The sequence below is a fragment of the Elusimicrobiota bacterium genome, assembly GCA_040757695.1.
In the GTDB taxonomy this organism is placed as follows: Bacteria; Elusimicrobiota; UBA8919; order UBA8919; family UBA8919; genus JBFLWK01.
The window spans coordinates 1-18,403 of the sequence record JBFLWK010000044.1 but is presented as its reverse complement, the minus strand read 5'-3'; the positions used below and the strand labels follow the sequence as shown (position 1 = coordinate 18,403).

Below are 18,403 nucleotides of genomic sequence, written 5' to 3'. Positions count from 1 at the left end.
TTGTTCGGTTCACTGATTTTCATACTCGTGCACAGATTGTTGCAAAATCAGTCCCGTTTGGCATATCTATTATTCTGTTGGGTGTATTTGTATATCTTGGGTTTGATGAAATGGGAATAAGAGCACTGATTGCGATTCTGCTGCTTTTGTTCCTTGTACCGGTAATCAGTTATGCAATATCAACAGCAATCAAAAATGTAAAATGTAAAATGTAAAATGTAAAATTGTGGTAAAAAAAGATTTTTGATTTTTAATTTTTAATTTTTAATTTGTTTTTTTATGAGATACCCAAAATTACGAGAACTAAAAGAAGCAATCAAAGCGTTAATCAAAGGACCTTATACTACAAAGTTCCCGTTTGAGCCCCATACGCCATTTCCACGCTTTCGCGGTAAGCCGGTTCCTGATGAGAAAAATTGTATCGGCTGCGGTGCCTGTGCAGAGGTCTGTCCAACTCGTGCAATAGAAGTTATTGACCCTGATATTACACTCACCCGCTCACCCACTCACCTGCTCACCCGCTTGATAAGATGGCGGTATGATTACTGTATTTTTTGCGGGCAGTGTGAACGGCTCTGCACCACGAAAGAAGGCGTTAAGATGTCAAATACCGAATTTGACCTTGCAGATTTGAAACGAGACAATATGTTTTCTGAGATAAAAAAAGAACTTGTTGTATGTTCTCAGTGTGGCGAAATTATCGCGCCGAAAGACCAACTTCTGTATGTTGCCAAAAAATTAGGTCCACAGGAATGGAGTAATATCAATCTCATAGTAATAACGCAACAGGAACTTTTTGAATCCAGTCCGGTCTCCACTAAAAACCAGCATATAAGTCGCCAAGCCGCATTCAAACTACTGTGTCCAAAATGCCGTCATCAGGTTTTTGTATTTGATGAAAACGCAGAACACAGATAACCGCGGATGACACAAAGTGTCATTGCGAGGAGCGTAGCGACGAAGCAATCCCAAACGAGATTGCCACGCCCCGACAAGTCGGGGCTCGCAATGACAATCGGCAATCAGCGATGTTATCAGCGGCAATCTGCGAATAAAAATCAGCGTTAATCCGCGTTGTTATCTGCGTAATCTGCGTTCCCCAAAAAGTACTTGACAAAATGCTAATTTTTTGTTATACTATAATCAAGAGGTGGTTTATGAAAAAATTATTAGCAAAGGTTTTCCTTTCTACCTTTCTACCTATCTACTTATCTACCTGTTCTCTTGCAGCACCATTAACAGGCAAAAAAATTTTTGTTGACCCAGGTCACGGTGGAACCGATTCCGGTGCAGTCGGCCCGACAGGGCTTAAAGAATCTAATGTTAATCTTCAGACATCGCTAAAACTAAAAGAGTTTTTGGTTAATACAGGTGGTGCTCAAACACTGCTTTCTCGTGAAACGGATACATATCCAACACTTGCCGATAGAGTCAATGCTGCCAACAACTGGTCTGCAGACAGATTTATATCTGTTCATTACAACGCATGTAGCGATAATACGGTGAATGGTACTGAAACACTTTATTATGCTTACGGCTCTGAGACCTCAAAAGACCTTGCACAGAAATTACAGAATCGGTTGGTTGAAACACTCGGGCTTACTAACCGCGGTATAAAACCACGAAGCGATTTGTATGTATTAAAATATACAAATATGCCAGCCGCACTGACGGAATCGTCATTTATTTCAAACCCATATGAAGAAGCGCGTTTGAAAAATACCGACTATATCACAAATATAGGTAAAGCACATTATTACGGGATTGCAGACCATTTTGGTGTAGACCCGAACCCGCCTGCACCACCTTCAGCAAAACCACTTGAAGGAAAAATATTTGTGATAGATGCACAGTCAGGTGGCAGTGCAAAAGGTTCTGTCGGTCCTACCGGGCTTTATGCGAAAGATGTAAATCTGCGGGTTGCGACTGTTGTAAAAAATAATTTGGTTGAATACGGCGGTGCAAATGTTGTGATGACAAGAGACAGCGATGTTAATGTTTCATCTACCAAACGGATTGAAATTGCGAATAATTCAAATGCTGAACGGCTTGTTTCAATCGCATTCCCGGGCTCATCTAATCCTGATACGAATTATACGAAGACCTACTATTACGAAAATTATTCCGCTAAATCAACTACCAGCAAAGACCTTGCAACAAAAGTTCAAACACGGTTGATAGAAGCGCTGAATTTGACAAATAAAGGTGTTGGGAAATCAACCGCTGCGATTCTTAAACAGACAAAAATGGCTGGGGTAATAACTAAACCATCACATATTACTAATCCATATGAAGAGGCACGGCTGCGGGATGCTTCTTATACTTGGAAAATAGGTAGGTACATTTATCTTGGTATAACTGACCATTATGGTGTTACTCCGTAATACTACGAGATGAATCACAAAAAAATGAAATTGAGATTCCCCGGGATTATACTAATCGCGGGGCTTTTTTTTATGGGTTCGTTTATATATGCAATTGAGAATTGGACTCAAATCTGGGATAGTTTATATTCTAAAAATGTTTTAGCATATCGCCAACCTGCTGCCTCACGGTTGCAACTGGCAATAGTTCTCAATAAAGATATTCAGCGAATTTTTTCTGGCGAGATTAAAATTAACCATCAACAGAAAAAACAGTTAGATAAACTTATTGACGAATTCCGTGACGAGCTTTTTTTGATAGAACAGAAAGACAAAATGTATTCTGTTAGCCGTAAAATCAGCAATATTTCAGTCACTAATTTATGGAGCGGTCGGTTTCTTAACGAGTTAGAGCAGTATTTCAATCATCCTGATATTTCGGAATCCGTGAGGTTTAGTAATATCCTTTATTTCGGTTGCTTGCCGCTGTCGTCAAATTTTCAAGCGAATATAAGTATGAAAACTAATGATAATTTTGTGACAGCAGATAAAAGTTTGTTGGTTGACGAAGCATATATAAAATTAACGACACCTGTGCAAGTTACTCTTGGCAGACAGTATTTTCTGTTAGACCGATTGGGCTTATTAGCAGACAATTATTTTGATGCGTTTGAAGCGTTCCGATTGGATTACAGTTATTTTAATCTGATTTACAGCCGATTGTCTACTACAAACTATCCGTATAGAAGTTTGTTTGTTTCAAATGACGATTACTGGGTATTCCGTATTTCAGGTATAAAAGAGAAAGAAACAGAAATAGGATTAACATATCTTGCCTCTGGAATCGCATCTGAGAAAGGTAGCGGGATTGATTTTCATACAACAATAGGTGAAAAAGAATTGCTTGGCGAGTTTGCACTTTACTGGGCAAGTAAAACCGATTATACTGCGTTTAAGGATGCGAAAATCGCATCTATTTTGGGATTAGATTTGTATAAAACTCACCGGACAAATATCTTTTTACAATTAGGCTCGGTTGAAAACGGATTTACACCGATGGCGTCAAGTTTGGTTTATTCTGCTGGGAATCATCTGTATTTTGACCAGGATACGCTCGGTTTTGATGCAACATTTACATATCAGCCGAAAAAAGAGAAAGAACTGACACTCTGGGAAATACGAATTGATAGAACAGGTTGTTTTCCACAACTGACAACCTGGGAGTTGGAGTTTGTCTGGCTGGTGAAACAAAACATGACAGCACACTCAAACCAGTATGTTTTTAGATATATTCAACCAATTAGTAAATGGTTTTCATTGTATCTTGAAGATATTTTTTGGGTTAGAGCCCACACGATTTTGTATCCAAACAGAAACTATAATCAGATTAAATCTGTGGTATCTTTTAATTTTTGATTTTTAATAAGTTTATGAAATGTAGTCGGCTCCGATAAAATCGGAGCCGTGAAAATAGCGTGAACTAAAAGTTCACGGCTACGGAAATTATCAATAATTTGTGTTACAGAGTAGTAGTGCGATTTTATATGAAAAAAATTAGTTTTATATTTTTACTTTTAACCTTTAACCTTTTACCTACTCCCTGCCTTTATGCTGAACCATTCCCAAAAAATGCTGATACAGAACAGATATATAAAAATTTAGAAAAAATTGCCCAACTATCCGGTAAAACAACACTTTGGGAAAATACAATTAAAGAAACACCAACTCGGCTGGATTTAGCGGTTTTTTTGAACCAGTGTCTTGTATCAGCTGAAGAAAAAAATATAGAAATTCCAGACGAACTTGTAGCGCCACTATTAGCCGAGTTTGACCGCGAACTGTTACTGTTAGATATACAAAACCAGCTTAATAAACAGGATAGTTATCTTAACAAACTCAGGCGGTTGGTTTACTGGCGACTTCAATTCTCATTTGCTGCGGAACAACTTGCAGGTTCCTTCCCTATAACAGAACGTGAACTTACGCTTTACGGTGCCCCACCACCGTCATCAGTTATTTCGTTTTCGCAACAGGTTCGGTTATCACTTTTAGCAGGAACTGAATTTACGCATCTTCTGGTTGGATTAAAAAATTTCGGCTTCTGGGGTATCGGTAAATACTCATCAGGCGCAACCGGTATCAATTTTGCATCGTCAGACCCGCCATCAATAGAAGAACTTATATTTCAAACTGGTAATAACAATCTTGCCGTAAATATCGGCCGCAGATACCTTCGGCTCGGTGAATTCGGGCTGTCAGTAGATTATTTAATTACACCGATAGAATCAATCCAGTTTTCAGGAAAAAAAAGGGAAGAAAAAACAGTCCCCCCCCTTTCAGCCGATATTCTTATCGGCGCTAGATACGATTCGCCTGATTATTATGCTACACGAATTGGAGTCGGTCCGTTTGGTATCATCGGGTTCATATCAGCCATAAGAAAAAGTTACAGAACAAAATATAATCTGACAAATGATAAAGGTCTCGGCGTAGATTTGAGTTTTAGGTTCTGGGCAAACCGACATCTAAAAGCCGAGTACTCTTATTATAAACCGGCTGACAGTAGTGAATTTCATTCGTGGGTATGCGGGATTGATTTATTATCAAGCAAAAAAATGAGTTTGACAATTTTGTATGGTAATTTGGCTAATATCCCACAGCAATCAATACCAATCAATCGGCTGCCGTTAGAGTTTGTTGATAAAAAGTTCTTGCGGGTTCAATCAAACAGTCGTGGACCCAACCTGTTTTTGAGTTATAAATTGCCTTATCAGTTTGACGGTAATTACGAATTCTTGTATTTGGACAGAAAAGGTGGGATTGGAGAAAATGATATATTAAGACGACATACAGTTCGTTTTACACGGCAGATTTTTGGAAGGGCAGAATCCTGGGGAAATTCGTATTTTGTATTGGAAGATTTTTATACAACAGAAGGCACCTCAAACTATAATACTGCAAGATGCCAAATAGTTTTTAATTTTTAAAATGAAAATAACAAACTTGAAAAAATTGATTGATAGTAATATCCTTGTGATAGGTATTGGAAATACATTGAAAGGTGACGATGGCGTAGGGACTGCGGTAATTAAAAATTTAAAATTAAAAATGAAAAATGAAATGATAAAACTGCTGGATGTTGGTGCTGTGCCTGAAAATTATACCAAAGAAATAAGAGAGTTAAAGCCCGCTACAATTATTCTGATTGATGCGGTTGAAATGGATGAGAAACCGGGAATAATAAAAATTATTGACGAAAAAGAAATCACAGCTGGTTATTTTACAACACACAATATCCCGCTAAATTTGTTTATTGACTATGTAAAAGAGCAAACAAAAGCAAAGATAATTTTTATCGGTATTCAGCCGAAATCAACGAAATTCGGTGAACCACTTTCAGCGCCAGTAAAAAACGCAGTTACTAAACTGGTAGGATTTTTATGCACGAGTTAGGTGTTGCCAGAAACCTGTTTGAACTTGTATTACAAAAAGCAACCGAGAATAATCTTAAAAAAATTACCAAAATTTCGGTAAAATTAGGCGAGGCAGCCGGTATTGAGAAAGATTTTTTGAGCCATTCTTTTGCTGACCATTTGCTGCCAGGCTCTATTGCGGATGGATGTGAACTTGAGATTACTATTGAAAAAGTAAAAGCAATATGTAAAAATTGTGGTACGGAATTTTTGCCGAGCCAGACCGTTTGGGACTGCCCGCATTGCCAAACGAAAAATATAGAAATAATATCCGGCAGAGATGTGTATGTCACCTCAATAGAAGGTGAATCCCATTAGAAAGTCCCAACCCGTTGCAAATTTGAAAAGTGCACAAAGTACATATCGTGACATTCTCAGTATAAGAATGTAAGCATTTGCTTACATTTTAGAAATTATCGTCGGAAAAACAAATAAAAATTTTGTAAGCAAATGCTTACAATTATTAAGTAGTGTGTAATTTGGTATTTGTAATTTAGAATTTTCTTGATATGAATAATTTAGATAAAGAGATTGCGGACTTATATAATAAACTGGTTTCTGAGTTAACCGAGCGGCAGAAATCAGTTTTAGATTCTGCAATATCATTAGCAAAATCACCACAAATGGTTTCTCAGTTTCTGACGATTGCCCAGCGGTTGAATCCTGAACAGTTAGAAGCGGTATTTCATAATCATCAGACCGGTGGACCCTTGCTGATTTTTGCCTGTGCAGGTAGTGGAAAAACAACTGCACTTACTTACAGAATAGTTTATCTGATACTTTCAGGTATTAATCCACAGAATATACTCGCACTTACTTTTACAGTCAAGGCAGCCGAAGAAATGCGTGCAAGAATCAAAAAATTTTTTGCATCAATTAAAGAAGAAATAAACCCGGAACAGTATCTAACTATCGAAGACCAAATCTCAAAGATGTGGGTTGGCACATTTCATTCTATATGCCTTAAAATAATAAAAGAAGAATCACCAACAGACGACGGCAGAAAAATGTTGAATTGTGAACGGATTGGTATTAATGCGGGTTTTAAGATTCTGGAAAATCCATACAAGATATTAAAAACATGTTTTGATTTAGAGTTCGCAACCGACCCGGAAGTAAAGTATGACGATGTCGCACTCAAAGTTGAACACTGGAAAAATGAACTGCTCACAACGGAAGGTATAAAAAGAAAAGCAACCAAAGATGAAAAAAGATTTATACCTGTGTATGAAAGATACCAAAATACACTAAGACAGGAAGGGCTGATTGATTTTAATGATATGATGATGCTTGTTGTTGACCTGTTCAACAGATATCCAAGTATTCTTTCTTGGTATCAGCGAAGATTTAAGTATATTTTGGTAGATGAATATCAGGATACAAATTATGCACAGTACACGCTTTGTAAATTGCTTGTAGGTAGAAGCCCGAACCTGTTTGTAGTTGGCGATGATGACCAGTCAATTTATGAATGGCGTGGTGCGGATATCAGAAATATTCTGTTTTTTGAGAAGGACTATCCAAACTGTATCAATGTAAAACTGGTAAAAAATTATCGGTCAACCGCGACGATTATTTCTGCTGCTAACGAGGTATTCAAGAAATATAAACCGAAACATCTTGTGAAAACAATTGAGCCGGTTAAAAGAAAACAAGACGGCACACTTGAATTCGGCGATACGATTACCATCTATAAAGCAAAAGATGAAGTTGATGAAATAAATTTCTGTCTGTTTGAGATGGAACAAATAAAAAAAAATCACACAGTTAAATGGAACGATTTTGTAATTTTATATCGGGTTCACGAGCAATCTAAAGTAGCAAAAAAAATTTTAGAAAGTAAAAATATACCGTATATTATCTATAATCCGCATTTCTGGCAGCGAAAAGAGGTTCAGGATGTCTGCAGTTATATCAAGGTATTAAGTTTCTACCTGAAAATTCAATGGAAAGTTTTTGATGAACCAATGCCAATAACTGCACTTGAAGGTTCTGCGATTGATGGTGATATAAAACGGCTTTGCTATCTGCCACCATTGATGTTTTCTGCGACTGACTGTGAGATAATCGCTCAGATGTCACATTCGTACAAAATTTTTACCGACGGTAAAATACTTGAAAATATGTTACACCGTTTAACTGAAGAGAATAGCAGAAAAAAATTACTGAAACTGTTGGAATTTTTTGCTATAATATCTAACCAGAAACCTACAATGTCTCTGACTGATACCATCGGTTATTTTCTGGAAAAAGCCGGTTATCTGGAATTATATCAGAAAGGTATGTTCCAAACAGAACAAGAAAAAGAATCTGTTAGGTTTGCACTTGCTGTAAAAGAGGAAGCAGCTGATTTTGAACGGGTGCGAGGTGGTGCTCTTCCGTTATATGAAAAGATTGATATGTTTTTAGAAAGTATAACAATGCGAAGTCAATCTACAGAGCAGTCCGTACTAAAAACGGTTGATGACTATGTTAACCTGATGTCAGTTCATGCTGCTAAAGGGCTTGAGTTTAATACGGTTTTTTTTATCGGGCTTGAAGAAAACATAATCCCAATAAAACATTTTTCTGAAGAGCAACTATCCAGAAAAGAAAAACAAAAACGAATAGAAGAAGAACGCCGACTTTTTTATGTCGCTCTTACACGCGCAAAAGAACGATTATATCTTACATATACAGATACAAGAAACTGGTATGGAAAACAACAGCGATTTGAACCGTCACAATTTCTAAATTGCTTGCCTAAACGATTGATAGATAAAGGCAGTTTTGCCGTCGGCTTTTGGCAAAAAATCAATTATTTTTTTGTGAAGTTGTTCAGATAAAAAGATAATTAAAAATGCAAAATTAAAAATTAAAAATTAAGGTGAAAATCTTTGGTGATAACTTTATCCACAATTTTTCATTTTTAATTTATAATTTTTAATTGATTTTACAATGGCTATATCAAGATTCAAAAAATACCGCCAGATACTGCAAGAAGAAGCAAAAAAAATCCGTGCAGGTGAAAAATCTAGAGTATTTAACACCAGTAATATTACCGCATCGGTTCTTTTTATTATAGCGGTCTGTATCTGGTCATATTATTTTACAATAAAGCCCCAGTCGTCCAAGAGTGAATTTAGTGATAAATCAAAACTGTTGAAAATTGTTTTTTTTAATCTCGGGCAAGGTGATAGTACGCTTTTGATTACACCTTCAAAAAAGACGATTTTGATTGATGCCGGCGAAAAACCTGAATATGAAAATATCATTATCCCGTATCTGACAAAAGAATTAGAACTACGAACTACGGACTATGGACTACGGATTATTGACTATTTCATTCTTTCTCATCCACACGCAGACTGTTACGGTGGATTTGTTACGCTGATAGAAAACCAAATTATTCCTGAAATTGTCTATAATACCGACTTCGCAAGTCCATATCCGGCATATAAAACATTTTTAGAGACCATAAAAAATACCAACGCAAAATATATTATTCCTGCACTCGGCGAAACGGTTGATTTCGGCGATGGTATTAGCGGCAAATTTTTAGGACCTATCCCACCACTTGATAAATACAGGGTTACAAAATCGCCTGAAAATAATTCTTCTATTGTTATGAAACTTACCTACCAAAATGTTTCTGTACTTTTTACTGGTGATATAGAACTTGAAGCTGAAAATGATTTAGGTGCCTGGCGAGACGAGTTAAAATCAACTGTATTAAAGGTTGCCCAGCACGGTTCTAAAGAATCTACATCATCACCGTTTTTAGACAGGGTCGCGCCTTCTATCGCTGTAATATCAGCAGGTCAGGAAAACACTTTGGGCTATCCAGACGAGAGCACACTCAAGAAACTTGCAGACCGAAACATAAATATCGTAAGAACCGACCAGAACGGGACTGTTACTCTTTTAACCGACGGCAAATCAATAAAAATAATCACAGAAAGATAGAAAAAAAATAAAATAATTTGGCATGGAAACTTGACAAATCCAAAAAATTCTTGTAAAATTAAACTTTGCCCGTGTAGCTCAGTTGGTAGAGCACTTCCTTGGTAAGGAAGAGGTCGGCGGTTCAATCCCGCTTGCGGGCTTATTCAGGATAATTTGAGAGTTAAAAAATGAAAATATCAGAAAATGAAATGCTTAATCTTATAAGAACACTTCGCAAACTTGAATTTTTTGCTGGATTTACATCCGCCGAAGTTGACACGGTTCTTTCTACGGTAGATAAAAAATCATACAGAAAAGGCGAAATAATAATAAAACAAGGTGACCATGGCAGATTCTTTTTCATAATAAATTCAGGAAAAGTTGCTGTATTCATAAATAACGAACGAAAAAGCAATGTGAAAATTGGTGAACTTGGTGCTGGAGATTATTTTGGCGAGACATCACTCATCACGCATTCGCCAGTAGGGGCGACCGTCAAAGCGGAAGAAAACACAGAAGCATTTGTGCTATATAAATCGGATATAGAACTGGTTATAAAAAAAAATCCATCTGCTGCCCAGCATATGAAAGAAACAATTGAACGACGAAAAGAAATGACAAGTTATGAAATAAACCGCAGCCCAGAAAAAAAGAATTTTTTTGCAAAATTTTACGGATTGTTTAAGAAATAGGAGCGAAAAAAAATGAGAGAGATAATTATTTTGGCATGTCAGAAATGTAAAAGAAGAAATTATACTACAAGAAAAAACAAAAAAACAGAAACGGAAAAGTTAGAAATAAAAAAATACTGTAAATTCTGTAAAGCACATACCATCCATAAAGAAATAAAGTGATTCCTTGTGGGAGTGTCGGTTAATTGGCAAACCACCGGTCTCCAAAACCGGGACTGCAGGTTCGAATCCTGCCACTCCCGAATAATAAAGGATTTAATATGATACAGAAAATGATTCAGTTTGTAAAAGAAGCGATAGAAGAGTTAAAAAAAGTAACCTGGCTTGGCAGGAAAGAAGTGCTTGCATCAACAGTTGTAATAGCAATCCTTATAATCATAGTCGCTATTTTTATAGGACTGGTTGATTTTATACTTTCTATGGTTGTTAGATGGCTATTGGGGTAGAGGCAATTAAAAATGTAAAATGTAAAATTAAAAATTAAGGTGTTATCAATAATTTTTCATTTTTAACTTTTAATTTTTAATTGCTTCTAATGGGGGACAAATTGCGATGAAATGGTATGTGGTTCATACATTGACAAATTACGAAGAGAAAGCAAAACAGGAGTTGGAAAAACAAATTGCTAATCTGAATCTTACACAAAAATTCGGTAGAGTATTGATTCCAACTGAAGAAGTGGTTGAAATCAAGAAGAATAAAAAAATCGCTAAAAAAAGGAAATACTTTCCAGGATACATATTCATAGAAATGGAAATAGATAACGAAACATATTGGCTTGTGAAAAACACAACCGGTGTTAGTACTTTTCTGGGCGGGATAAGGCCTATACCACTGCCCGACGATGAAATTAAGAATGTTATTGATTTAGTTGAGGCGCCGCCGCCATTAAAACCAAAACCAGCTATTGTGTTTGAAAAAGAGGAAACGGTAAGAATAATAGACGGACCTTTTGCGAATTTTATGGGATTGATTGAAGAAATTAACGAAGAAAAAGGGAAACTGAAAGTTATGGTTTCTATATTTGGTCGGTCAACACCTGTAGAGTTGGACTTCTTACAAGTAGAGAAATTATAATCACGAATAGAGGCGCACGAATAAAGGCAAATATCACGAACAAAACACGAATGAAATCTTTGAAATAAATAGAAACACAGTAGAAACACATAGAAATTAATTGTTTAGAAGTTGCAATGAGTTTCAACAAATTTCTATAAATTTCAATATACATTTCAGTTGTTATTCGGGATAATTTGTGATGATATTCGGGATATGTTATTCGTGATAGGAGCGAAGCGACAATGGCTAAAAAAGTAAAAACACAGGTAAAACTTCAAATTCCAGCAGGTGCTGCAAATCCGGCACCACCAGTAGGTCCTGCATTAGGGCAGCACGGTGTCAATATTATGGATTTTTGTAAGCAGTTTAATGAAAAAACAAAATCGCTTGAAGCAGGAATGCTTGTCCCAGTAATAATTACCATATATGATGATAGGTCATTTACATTTATTACTAAAGTGCCACCTGTTTCAGCACTTCTGAAAAAAGCATGTGGTATCGCAAAAGCAGCAGGAGACCAGAAACAGAAAATTGCAAAAATCACCAAAAAACAGATTGAAGATATTGCAAAACAGAAAATGCCTGATTTGAATACAACTACACTTGAATCAGCAATAAAAATAGTAGAAGGTACCGCAAAATCAATGGGGATAGAGATAACAGCAAGTTAAAGATAAAAATAAAAGGTTAAAATTGAAGGTATAAATTAAAATACAGTACACAAATTTTAACCTTTGACCTTTAACTTCTCCGAAGGAGTTACTATGTCAAAACGAACTAAAGAAAACGAACAAAAATTTGATAAAACAAAATTGTATTCACTGGAAGAAGCGGTAAAAATTCTGAAACAGTCGGCATCAGCAAAATTTGATGAAACAGTAGAAATTGCTGTTCGGCTGGGAATTGACCCAAAACAAACAGACCAGGCAGTTCGTGGTACTGTTTTACTTCCACATGGGCTTGGCAAAACAAAAAAGGTTGTAGTAATAGCAAAAGGTGAAAAACTAAAAGAGGCTGAAACAGCCGGTGCGGATTTTGTTGGCTGTGAGGATATTATTGATAAAATTTCAAAAGGCTGGCTGGAATTTGATGCTGTTGTCGCAACACCCGATACAATGAAAGACCTATCAAAAGTCGGCAAAATTTTAGGTCCTCGCGGGCTTATGCCAAATCCTAAAACGGGAACTGTAACATTTGATATAGCAAAAACTGTGAAAGAAATTAAAGCAGGCAGAGTAGAGTTCAAAAATGACCCGGAGGGGATTGTTCATTCTGTTGTAGGCAAACTTTCGTTTGATGAAAACAAACTGGTTGAGAATGCAAAAGCAATAATTTCACAGATTCTTATACTAAAACCAGCATCAGCAAAAGGGCAGTACATAAATAGTATCGCAGTTTCATCTACGATGGGTCCGGGAATAAAAGTTAAATCAGAGACAGATAGGGGATAGCAGAAGGGAACGAGGAGTTTACTTCCATCTCCCATCTCTAATCTTCAATCTGGTGTTATATGGTAAAAGCAGGTTTCAAATATATTTTTTTGTTTCTGATTTTTTCGTTGATATTCTTTTTTGTTGGTGGGTTACTTAACTATATTTTTGGCAGTATTTTTTTGATTCTGGCAATTTTCTGTATTTATTTTTTTAGAGACCCGACAAGAAAAATTGGTTTTGATGAAAACCAAATTCTATCACCTGCTGATGGAACTGTTTTTGAGATTTCTGATATTGAAGAATCGTTGGTTATTAAAGGTCGGGCAAAAGTTGTAAAAATTTTTCTATCGGTTCTTGATGTTCATTTGCAAAGAGCGCCTATTTCGGGAAAAATTACATATATAAAAAAAGAATCAGGAAAATTTTTGCCTGCTAATCATCCTGATGCAGCAGTAAAAAATACACAAAATCTCGTCGGCATAAATGGACAAATGTCCATTTATATAAAACAGATTGCCGGGATTATTGCTCAGAAATGCGAGCTTTGGGTTAAGTTAGACGATGTGATAAAACAAGGCGAAAAAATAGGGTTGATACATTTTGGCAGTCAGGTTGATATTTATTTGCCAGAAAATATAAAATTGAAAGTTGCAGTCGGCAATAAAGTAAAAGCAGGAATAACAGTTATAGGAGAAATAATACCTGAACAATGAAAAGAGACATTTATATTTTGCCAAGCATTTTTACAGTTACAAATATCGCCGCGGGCTTTTTTTCTATACATTATTCAATCTCATCGCAATTCACTGCTGCTGCCTGGGCGATTATCGTTGCTATTTTGATGGATATCGCAGACGGTAGAATCGCCCGCTCACTTCATGTTGAAAGTTCATTCGGGTTAGAACTTGATTCTCTGGCAGATTTTTCGTCGTTTGGGATTGCACCATCTATTCTGATGTATCAACTTGTGCTAAAAGATATGGGCAAAATCGGTTTTGCTATTGCAGTTTTTTTTGTGATTGCATCTGCACTCCGACTTGCACGGTTCAATTCAAAAGCACAGCAAAATAGTGGTAATATGGTTACCGGAAGCATGACATATTTTGAAGGGCTGCCAACAACCGCTGCTGGTGGAATCATCGCGTCATTCGTACTTTCATACGAACTTTTTGCAACAGGTCCGGAATTAACCGCAAAAACAATCCCACTATTGATGAAACGAATGCCAATGTTTTTTCAGACAATGCCATTCTTAATGGTTATCATCTCTATTTTTCTTATATCAAAAATAAAATACTCAAATTTCAAATGGTTAAATTTTGCCCGTCCGCACTCGTTTCAGATGCTGGTACTTTTGATTGTTGCAATTATTCTGATATTTACATATCCACAGAATACAATTTTTATAATCTATATTCTGTATTTTCTGTCTGGTATTATCGGCTATTTGTTGAGGTTGATTAGAATAAGGAAACACGAATAAAGACAGACGAATAAATCATCGTTGTGTCATAGTGTCTTAGTGTCTGTTGCGTCGTAATATGTAAGTTTTGCTGAAATTTATGGAAAAGATAATTATTTTTGATACTACTTTAAGAGATGGTGAGCAATCACCCGGTGCGTCGCTTAACACCAAGCAGAAATTAGAAATCGCACAGCAACTATCGCTGCTTGGTGTGGATGTGATAGAAGCGGGTTTCCCAATCGCATCCCAAGGTGATTTTGAAGCGGTCTCGCTTATAGCAAAAAAAATTAAAGATTCTGTGATTTGTGGACTTGCCCGAGCATTAAAAAAAGATATTGATGTCTGCTTTGATGCAGTTAGATATTCTAAAAATCATCGGATACATACATTTTTAGCAACAAGCCCTATCCATATGAAGTATAAATTAAAAATGTCGCCTGAAGAAGTTTTTCAAACCGCTATTGATGCGGTAAAATATGCAAAAAATAAAACGGGGGGGGGTGATGTTGAATTCTCGCCTGAAGATGCAGTAAGAACTGAGTTTGATTTTCTCTGCCGAGTGGTTGAAGCGGTGATTGATGCAGGCGCTACAACGGTAAATATTCCTGATACCGTTGGCTATTCTATACCATCAGAGTTTGGTGAACTTATAGCAAAACTTTTTCTGAAAGTACCTAATATCCATAAAGCAGTAATTTCTGTTCACTGCCATAATGATTTAGGACTTGCAACCGCGAATTCGCTTTCTGCAATTATAAATGGTGCCAGACAGATTGAATGTACTATAAATGGGCTCGGCGAACGAGCCGGGAATGCATCACTTGAAGAAGTTGTAATGTCGCTTCATACGAGAAAAAAAATTTTTGCATTTGAGACATCTATAAAAACAACCGAAATCTCTAAAACATCTAAACTGGTTTCCGCACTCACAGGTATGCCAATCCAACCTAACAAGGCAATTGTCGGCAGTAATGCATTCGCACATGAAGCAGGTATTCATCAGCATGGAATTCTAACAAAGGCATCAACATATGAAATTATGACACCTCAATCAATCGGGCTGAAAGAATCTACACTTGTGTTAGGCAAACATTCGGGTCGGCATGCGTTTGACAAAAAAGTTCAGGAACTGGGTTTCAAATTAAGCCGAAGAGAACTTGAAAATGCATTCGCTGAATTCAAAACACTTGCGGATAAAAAGAAAAATATCTATGATGAAGATATTATAACAATTATTGAAAGCGGGCTTTTAACTGAAAAACAGATTTACGAGTTAAAAAATGTGTTTGTTACATCCGGTACAATAGTAAAACCAACTGCTAAAATTGAATTAAAAAAAGGTAAAAAATTGTTTTCAGCATCAAGCACTGGTGATGGTCCTGTAGATTCGTCATATAAAGCAATTGACAAAATTGTAGGGCTTAAGTTAAAACTCATAGATTATTCGTTGAAATCGGTTTCAATCGGCAAGGATGCCGTCGGAGAAGCCAGCGTCAAGGTTGAACATAAAGGCAAACTATTTGGCGGACGAGGAACATCAACAGATGTTATTGAGGCATCAGTGAAAGCGTATCTATCAGCAATAAACAGGATTTTATGGCATATCTGATTTTAGCACGCAAGTACAGACCGCAAAGATTTGATGAGGTTATCGGGCAACAACATATTACACAGACATTAAAAAATGCGATAACCCAGAATCATCTTACACATGGTTATATCTTTTCAGGACAGCGTGGTGTTGGTAAAACAACAACAGCGCGAATTTTTGCAAAGGCGCTAAATTGTAAGAATGATTCCAGTAAAAAACATAGCGAGCCGTGTAATCAGTGTGAGATATGTCAGGCAATAATGCGAGGCAGTTCTATGGATGTGATTGAAATAGATGCTGCTTCTAATCGCGGTATAGATGAGATTCGTACTTTGAGAGAAGATGTAAAATTTGCGCCATCATCTACAAAATACAAAGTATACATAATAGATGAAGCACATCAGATAACAGAGCCCGCATTTAACGCGCTATTAAAAACATTAGAGGAACCGCCAGCCCATGTGATTTTTATATTCGCAACAACATCTACACAGAAGATTCCACCAACAATACTTTCACGCTGTCAGCGGTATAATTTCAGACAGTTATCAATTGCAGAAATAAGCCAGCAACTTATAAAAATTGGTGAACAGGAAAACATAAAAATTGATGAACAAGCAATTGCACTGATAGCACATGCAGCAGGCGGTGCCTTGCGGGATGCATTGAGTATTTTTGACCATGTGATATCGTTTTGTGGCGATAATATTACATCTCAAAATGTTATTTCAATACTTGGAATCGTAAGAGAAGATTTACTCGCTGAAATGTTTGAAAGTATTCAGCAAAATGATACCAAAAAACTTTTACAACTTGCTAATACCGCTATTTCACTCGGCTACGACCCGCAAAGTATTGTTTCCGGTTTACAGGAATATATTAGAAACATCATTTTGTATAAAGTTTCGCCTGAATTGGTTTTGACGATTTCTGATACTAAAAAATTAAAATTATTCTCAACAAATTGTTCTACCGAAGTTCTTCTGCGGTATATCAATATGCTTTCTAATTGTGTTTACGAAATGCGAAATGCAGAACAGCCAAGTATGATTCTTGAAGTTTACTGTGTAAAATTAACACAGAAATATATTGGACTTGATGAGTTGACAAGCCGATTGGAAATTTTAGAAACATCATCAGTAAAACCACTTGAAAAAAAAAGCCCGATTCTGACAGAGATAAACATTTCCGATATCACCGTAGAAAAAGTGAGGTCTGCATGGAATGAAATTCTGAAAGAAGGAGAGAGAGGTAAAATTAAACCACGAATAGTTGGTTGTATGACAGGAAGCCAAATCGTAACAGGTGATAATGGCGGTTTTATAATTGAATTTGAAGATAACTACAAAATGGAGACGGTTGTTAAAAATAAAAATTTATGGCTACCCGAGTTAGAATCTAAACTTGGGAATAGGTTTGAGTTCACAACCCGACTCAAACCTATAAATAATATAGAATCTGAAAATGAAGAATTGGAATTACCAGCAATTCCCCCCCTTGCCACTATTGAAGATGAACAGGTTCAGTCTGAGCATGCTCATCAGCAGATTGAAGAAGTCAAACAACTCGCCAACTCAAAAAAGAGTAAAAAAGTAGACGAACTATTTGAAAAAGAACCTGCAGTAAAAATGGTTGTTGATATATTTGATGGAAAAATAGCAGAAGGTGGCGAAGGGGGGGGCGAAGGGGTGGATGATTAAGGCATTAAATCAACTTGTGGAAACCTTCAAGAAACTTCCCGGTATCGGACAGAAACAGGCGGAACGATTCGCCTTTTTTATATTAAGAAATTCTGAAAAAGATATAGAGTATTTTGTATCGTCAATAATCAATGCCAAAAAAAATATAAAAACTTGTTCTGTATGCTGTTCTCTGTGTGAAGAAAGTCCATGTGAAATATGTTGTGATGAAACACGAGACCGAAAGACAATCTGTGTTGTGGAGCATTATACTGATATGCAAGCCATAGAAAAAACAGGAAAATATAAAGGGCTCTATCATATTCTGTTAGGTGTTTTAGCGCCGTTAGAAGGGGTTCATCCTGAAAATTTAAGCATAAAATTTCTGATGAAACGGCTTAATGGGCTCAAAGAAGTTCTTATTGCAACTAATCCAACAGTAGAAGGCGATGCTACTGCGGTCTATCTTTCGCAAATCCTAAAACCACATAATATAAAAATTACCCGATTAGCAAAAGGCATACCGTCTGGCGGCTGCCTTGAATATGCCGATGAGATAACACTAATTAATGCGCTTGACGGCCGAAAAGAAATATAATATAAACCTGAAAAATGCGTGAAAACGCTGTTTTTTGACATGACTTCGTCGGAACAACTTTAATGTTCATTTGCAAATCGACCTATTTTAATAGTGACCGTACTTTTTTAGCATTGCTGAATAGTT

Annotated in this window: 20 protein-coding genes and 2 tRNA genes; all 22 read left to right on the top strand. The window is 36.5% G+C overall.

Annotation, left to right across the window (positions count from 1 at the left end; translation table 11 throughout):
• Window positions 1-215: monovalent cation/H(+) antiporter subunit G (locus AB1349_08525; GenBank protein MEW6557384.1), on the top strand; the 215-nt coding region annotated here is incomplete at its 5' end.
• Window positions 216-279: 64 nt separating this feature from the next.
• On the top strand, window positions 280-918 hold the full coding sequence (locus AB1349_08520) for a 4Fe-4S binding protein (GenBank protein MEW6557383.1): 639 nt from the start codon (window positions 280-282) through the stop codon (window positions 916-918).
• A gap of 239 nt (window positions 919-1,157) precedes the next feature.
• Window positions 1,158-2,384, top strand: coding sequence for an N-acetylmuramoyl-L-alanine amidase (locus AB1349_08515; protein MEW6557382.1), 1,227 nt, complete (start codon window positions 1,158-1,160; stop codon window positions 2,382-2,384).
• Window positions 2,385-2,456: 72 nt separating this feature from the next.
• Window positions 2,457-3,779 (top strand): hypothetical protein, encoded by a 1,323-nt coding sequence (locus tag AB1349_08510; GenBank protein ID MEW6557381.1) that lies wholly within the window; start codon window positions 2,457-2,459, stop codon window positions 3,777-3,779.
• Between the two features lie 128 nt (window positions 3,780-3,907).
• A complete protein-coding gene (locus AB1349_08505; protein ID MEW6557380.1) occupies window positions 3,908-5,350 on the top strand; it encodes a hypothetical protein in 1,443 nt (480 codons plus the stop codon).
• A gap of 1 nt (window position 5,351) precedes the next feature.
• A complete protein-coding gene (gene hycI, locus AB1349_08500) occupies window positions 5,352-5,816 on the top strand; it encodes a hydrogenase maturation peptidase HycI (protein MEW6557379.1) in 465 nt (154 codons plus the stop codon).
• The gene (locus tag AB1349_08495) at window positions 5,804-6,154 is read left to right on the top strand and encodes a hydrogenase maturation nickel metallochaperone HypA (protein ID MEW6557378.1); all 351 of its coding nucleotides are present in this window, start codon (window positions 5,804-5,806) and stop codon (window positions 6,152-6,154) included. Before hycI ends, AB1349_08495 begins: the two co-directional genes overlap by 13 nt.
• 191 nt (window positions 6,155-6,345) lie before the next feature.
• Complete coding sequence (locus AB1349_08490) at window positions 6,346-8,661, top strand: UvrD-helicase domain-containing protein (protein MEW6557377.1); 2,316 nt, start codon at window positions 6,346-6,348, stop codon at window positions 8,659-8,661.
• 112 nt (window positions 8,662-8,773) lie between these two features.
• Window positions 8,774-9,781, top strand: a complete 1,008-nt coding sequence (locus tag AB1349_08485) for a ComEC/Rec2 family competence protein (protein ID MEW6557376.1) — start codon at window positions 8,774-8,776, stop codon at window positions 9,779-9,781.
• Between the two features lie 67 nt (window positions 9,782-9,848).
• Window positions 9,849-9,921 (top strand) — tRNA-Thr (locus tag AB1349_08480).
• Between the two features lie 27 nt (window positions 9,922-9,948).
• Complete coding sequence (locus AB1349_08475) at window positions 9,949-10,452, top strand: cyclic nucleotide-binding domain-containing protein (GenBank protein MEW6557375.1); 504 nt, start codon at window positions 9,949-9,951, stop codon at window positions 10,450-10,452.
• A 12-nt stretch (window positions 10,453-10,464) separates the two neighbouring features.
• Window positions 10,465-10,614 carry a 50S ribosomal protein L33 gene (gene rpmG, locus AB1349_08470; GenBank protein ID MEW6557374.1) on the top strand — a complete coding sequence of 50 codons (150 nt, stop codon included), beginning with the start codon at window positions 10,465-10,467 and terminating at the stop codon, window positions 10,612-10,614.
• 8 nt (window positions 10,615-10,622) lie between these two features.
• A tRNA-Trp gene (locus AB1349_08465) sits at window positions 10,623-10,694 on the top strand.
• 18 nt (window positions 10,695-10,712) lie between these two features.
• Window positions 10,713-10,898 carry a preprotein translocase subunit SecE gene (secE, locus tag AB1349_08460; GenBank protein ID MEW6557373.1) on the top strand — a complete coding sequence of 62 codons (186 nt, stop codon included), beginning with the start codon at window positions 10,713-10,715 and terminating at the stop codon, window positions 10,896-10,898.
• A gap of 100 nt (window positions 10,899-10,998) precedes the next feature.
• Window positions 10,999-11,529: a transcription termination/antitermination protein NusG gene (gene nusG, locus AB1349_08455; GenBank protein ID MEW6557372.1), complete on the top strand. Its 531-nt coding sequence runs from the start codon at window positions 10,999-11,001 to the stop codon at window positions 11,527-11,529.
• A gap of 224 nt (window positions 11,530-11,753) precedes the next feature.
• The gene (gene rplK, locus AB1349_08450) at window positions 11,754-12,182 is read left to right on the top strand and encodes a 50S ribosomal protein L11 (GenBank protein ID MEW6557371.1); all 429 of its coding nucleotides are present in this window, start codon (window positions 11,754-11,756) and stop codon (window positions 12,180-12,182) included.
• Window positions 12,183-12,275: 93 nt separating this feature from the next.
• On the top strand, window positions 12,276-12,962 hold the full coding sequence (rplA, locus tag AB1349_08445) for a 50S ribosomal protein L1 (GenBank protein ID MEW6557370.1): 687 nt from the start codon (window positions 12,276-12,278) through the stop codon (window positions 12,960-12,962).
• Between the two features lie 59 nt (window positions 12,963-13,021).
• Window positions 13,022-13,657 (top strand): phosphatidylserine decarboxylase, encoded by a 636-nt coding sequence (locus AB1349_08440; protein MEW6557369.1) that lies wholly within the window; start codon window positions 13,022-13,024, stop codon window positions 13,655-13,657.
• Window positions 13,654-14,427, top strand: coding sequence for a CDP-alcohol phosphatidyltransferase family protein (locus tag AB1349_08435; protein MEW6557368.1), 774 nt, complete (start codon window positions 13,654-13,656; stop codon window positions 14,425-14,427). Before AB1349_08440 ends, AB1349_08435 begins: the two co-directional genes overlap by 4 nt.
• Before the next feature lie 79 nt (window positions 14,428-14,506).
• Window positions 14,507-16,018, top strand: coding sequence for a 2-isopropylmalate synthase (locus AB1349_08430; protein MEW6557367.1), 1,512 nt, complete (start codon window positions 14,507-14,509; stop codon window positions 16,016-16,018).
• Entirely contained in the window at window positions 16,006-17,700 is a 1,695-nt protein-coding gene (gene dnaX / locus AB1349_08425) for a DNA polymerase III subunit gamma/tau (GenBank protein ID MEW6557366.1), read from the top strand. The genes AB1349_08430 and dnaX overlap by 13 nt, the downstream gene beginning before the upstream one ends.
• Window positions 17,693-18,277 (top strand): recombination mediator RecR, encoded by a 585-nt coding sequence (recR, locus tag AB1349_08420; GenBank protein ID MEW6557365.1) that lies wholly within the window; start codon window positions 17,693-17,695, stop codon window positions 18,275-18,277. The genes dnaX and recR overlap by 8 nt, the downstream gene beginning before the upstream one ends.
• Window positions 18,278-18,403 lie beyond the last annotated feature (126 nt).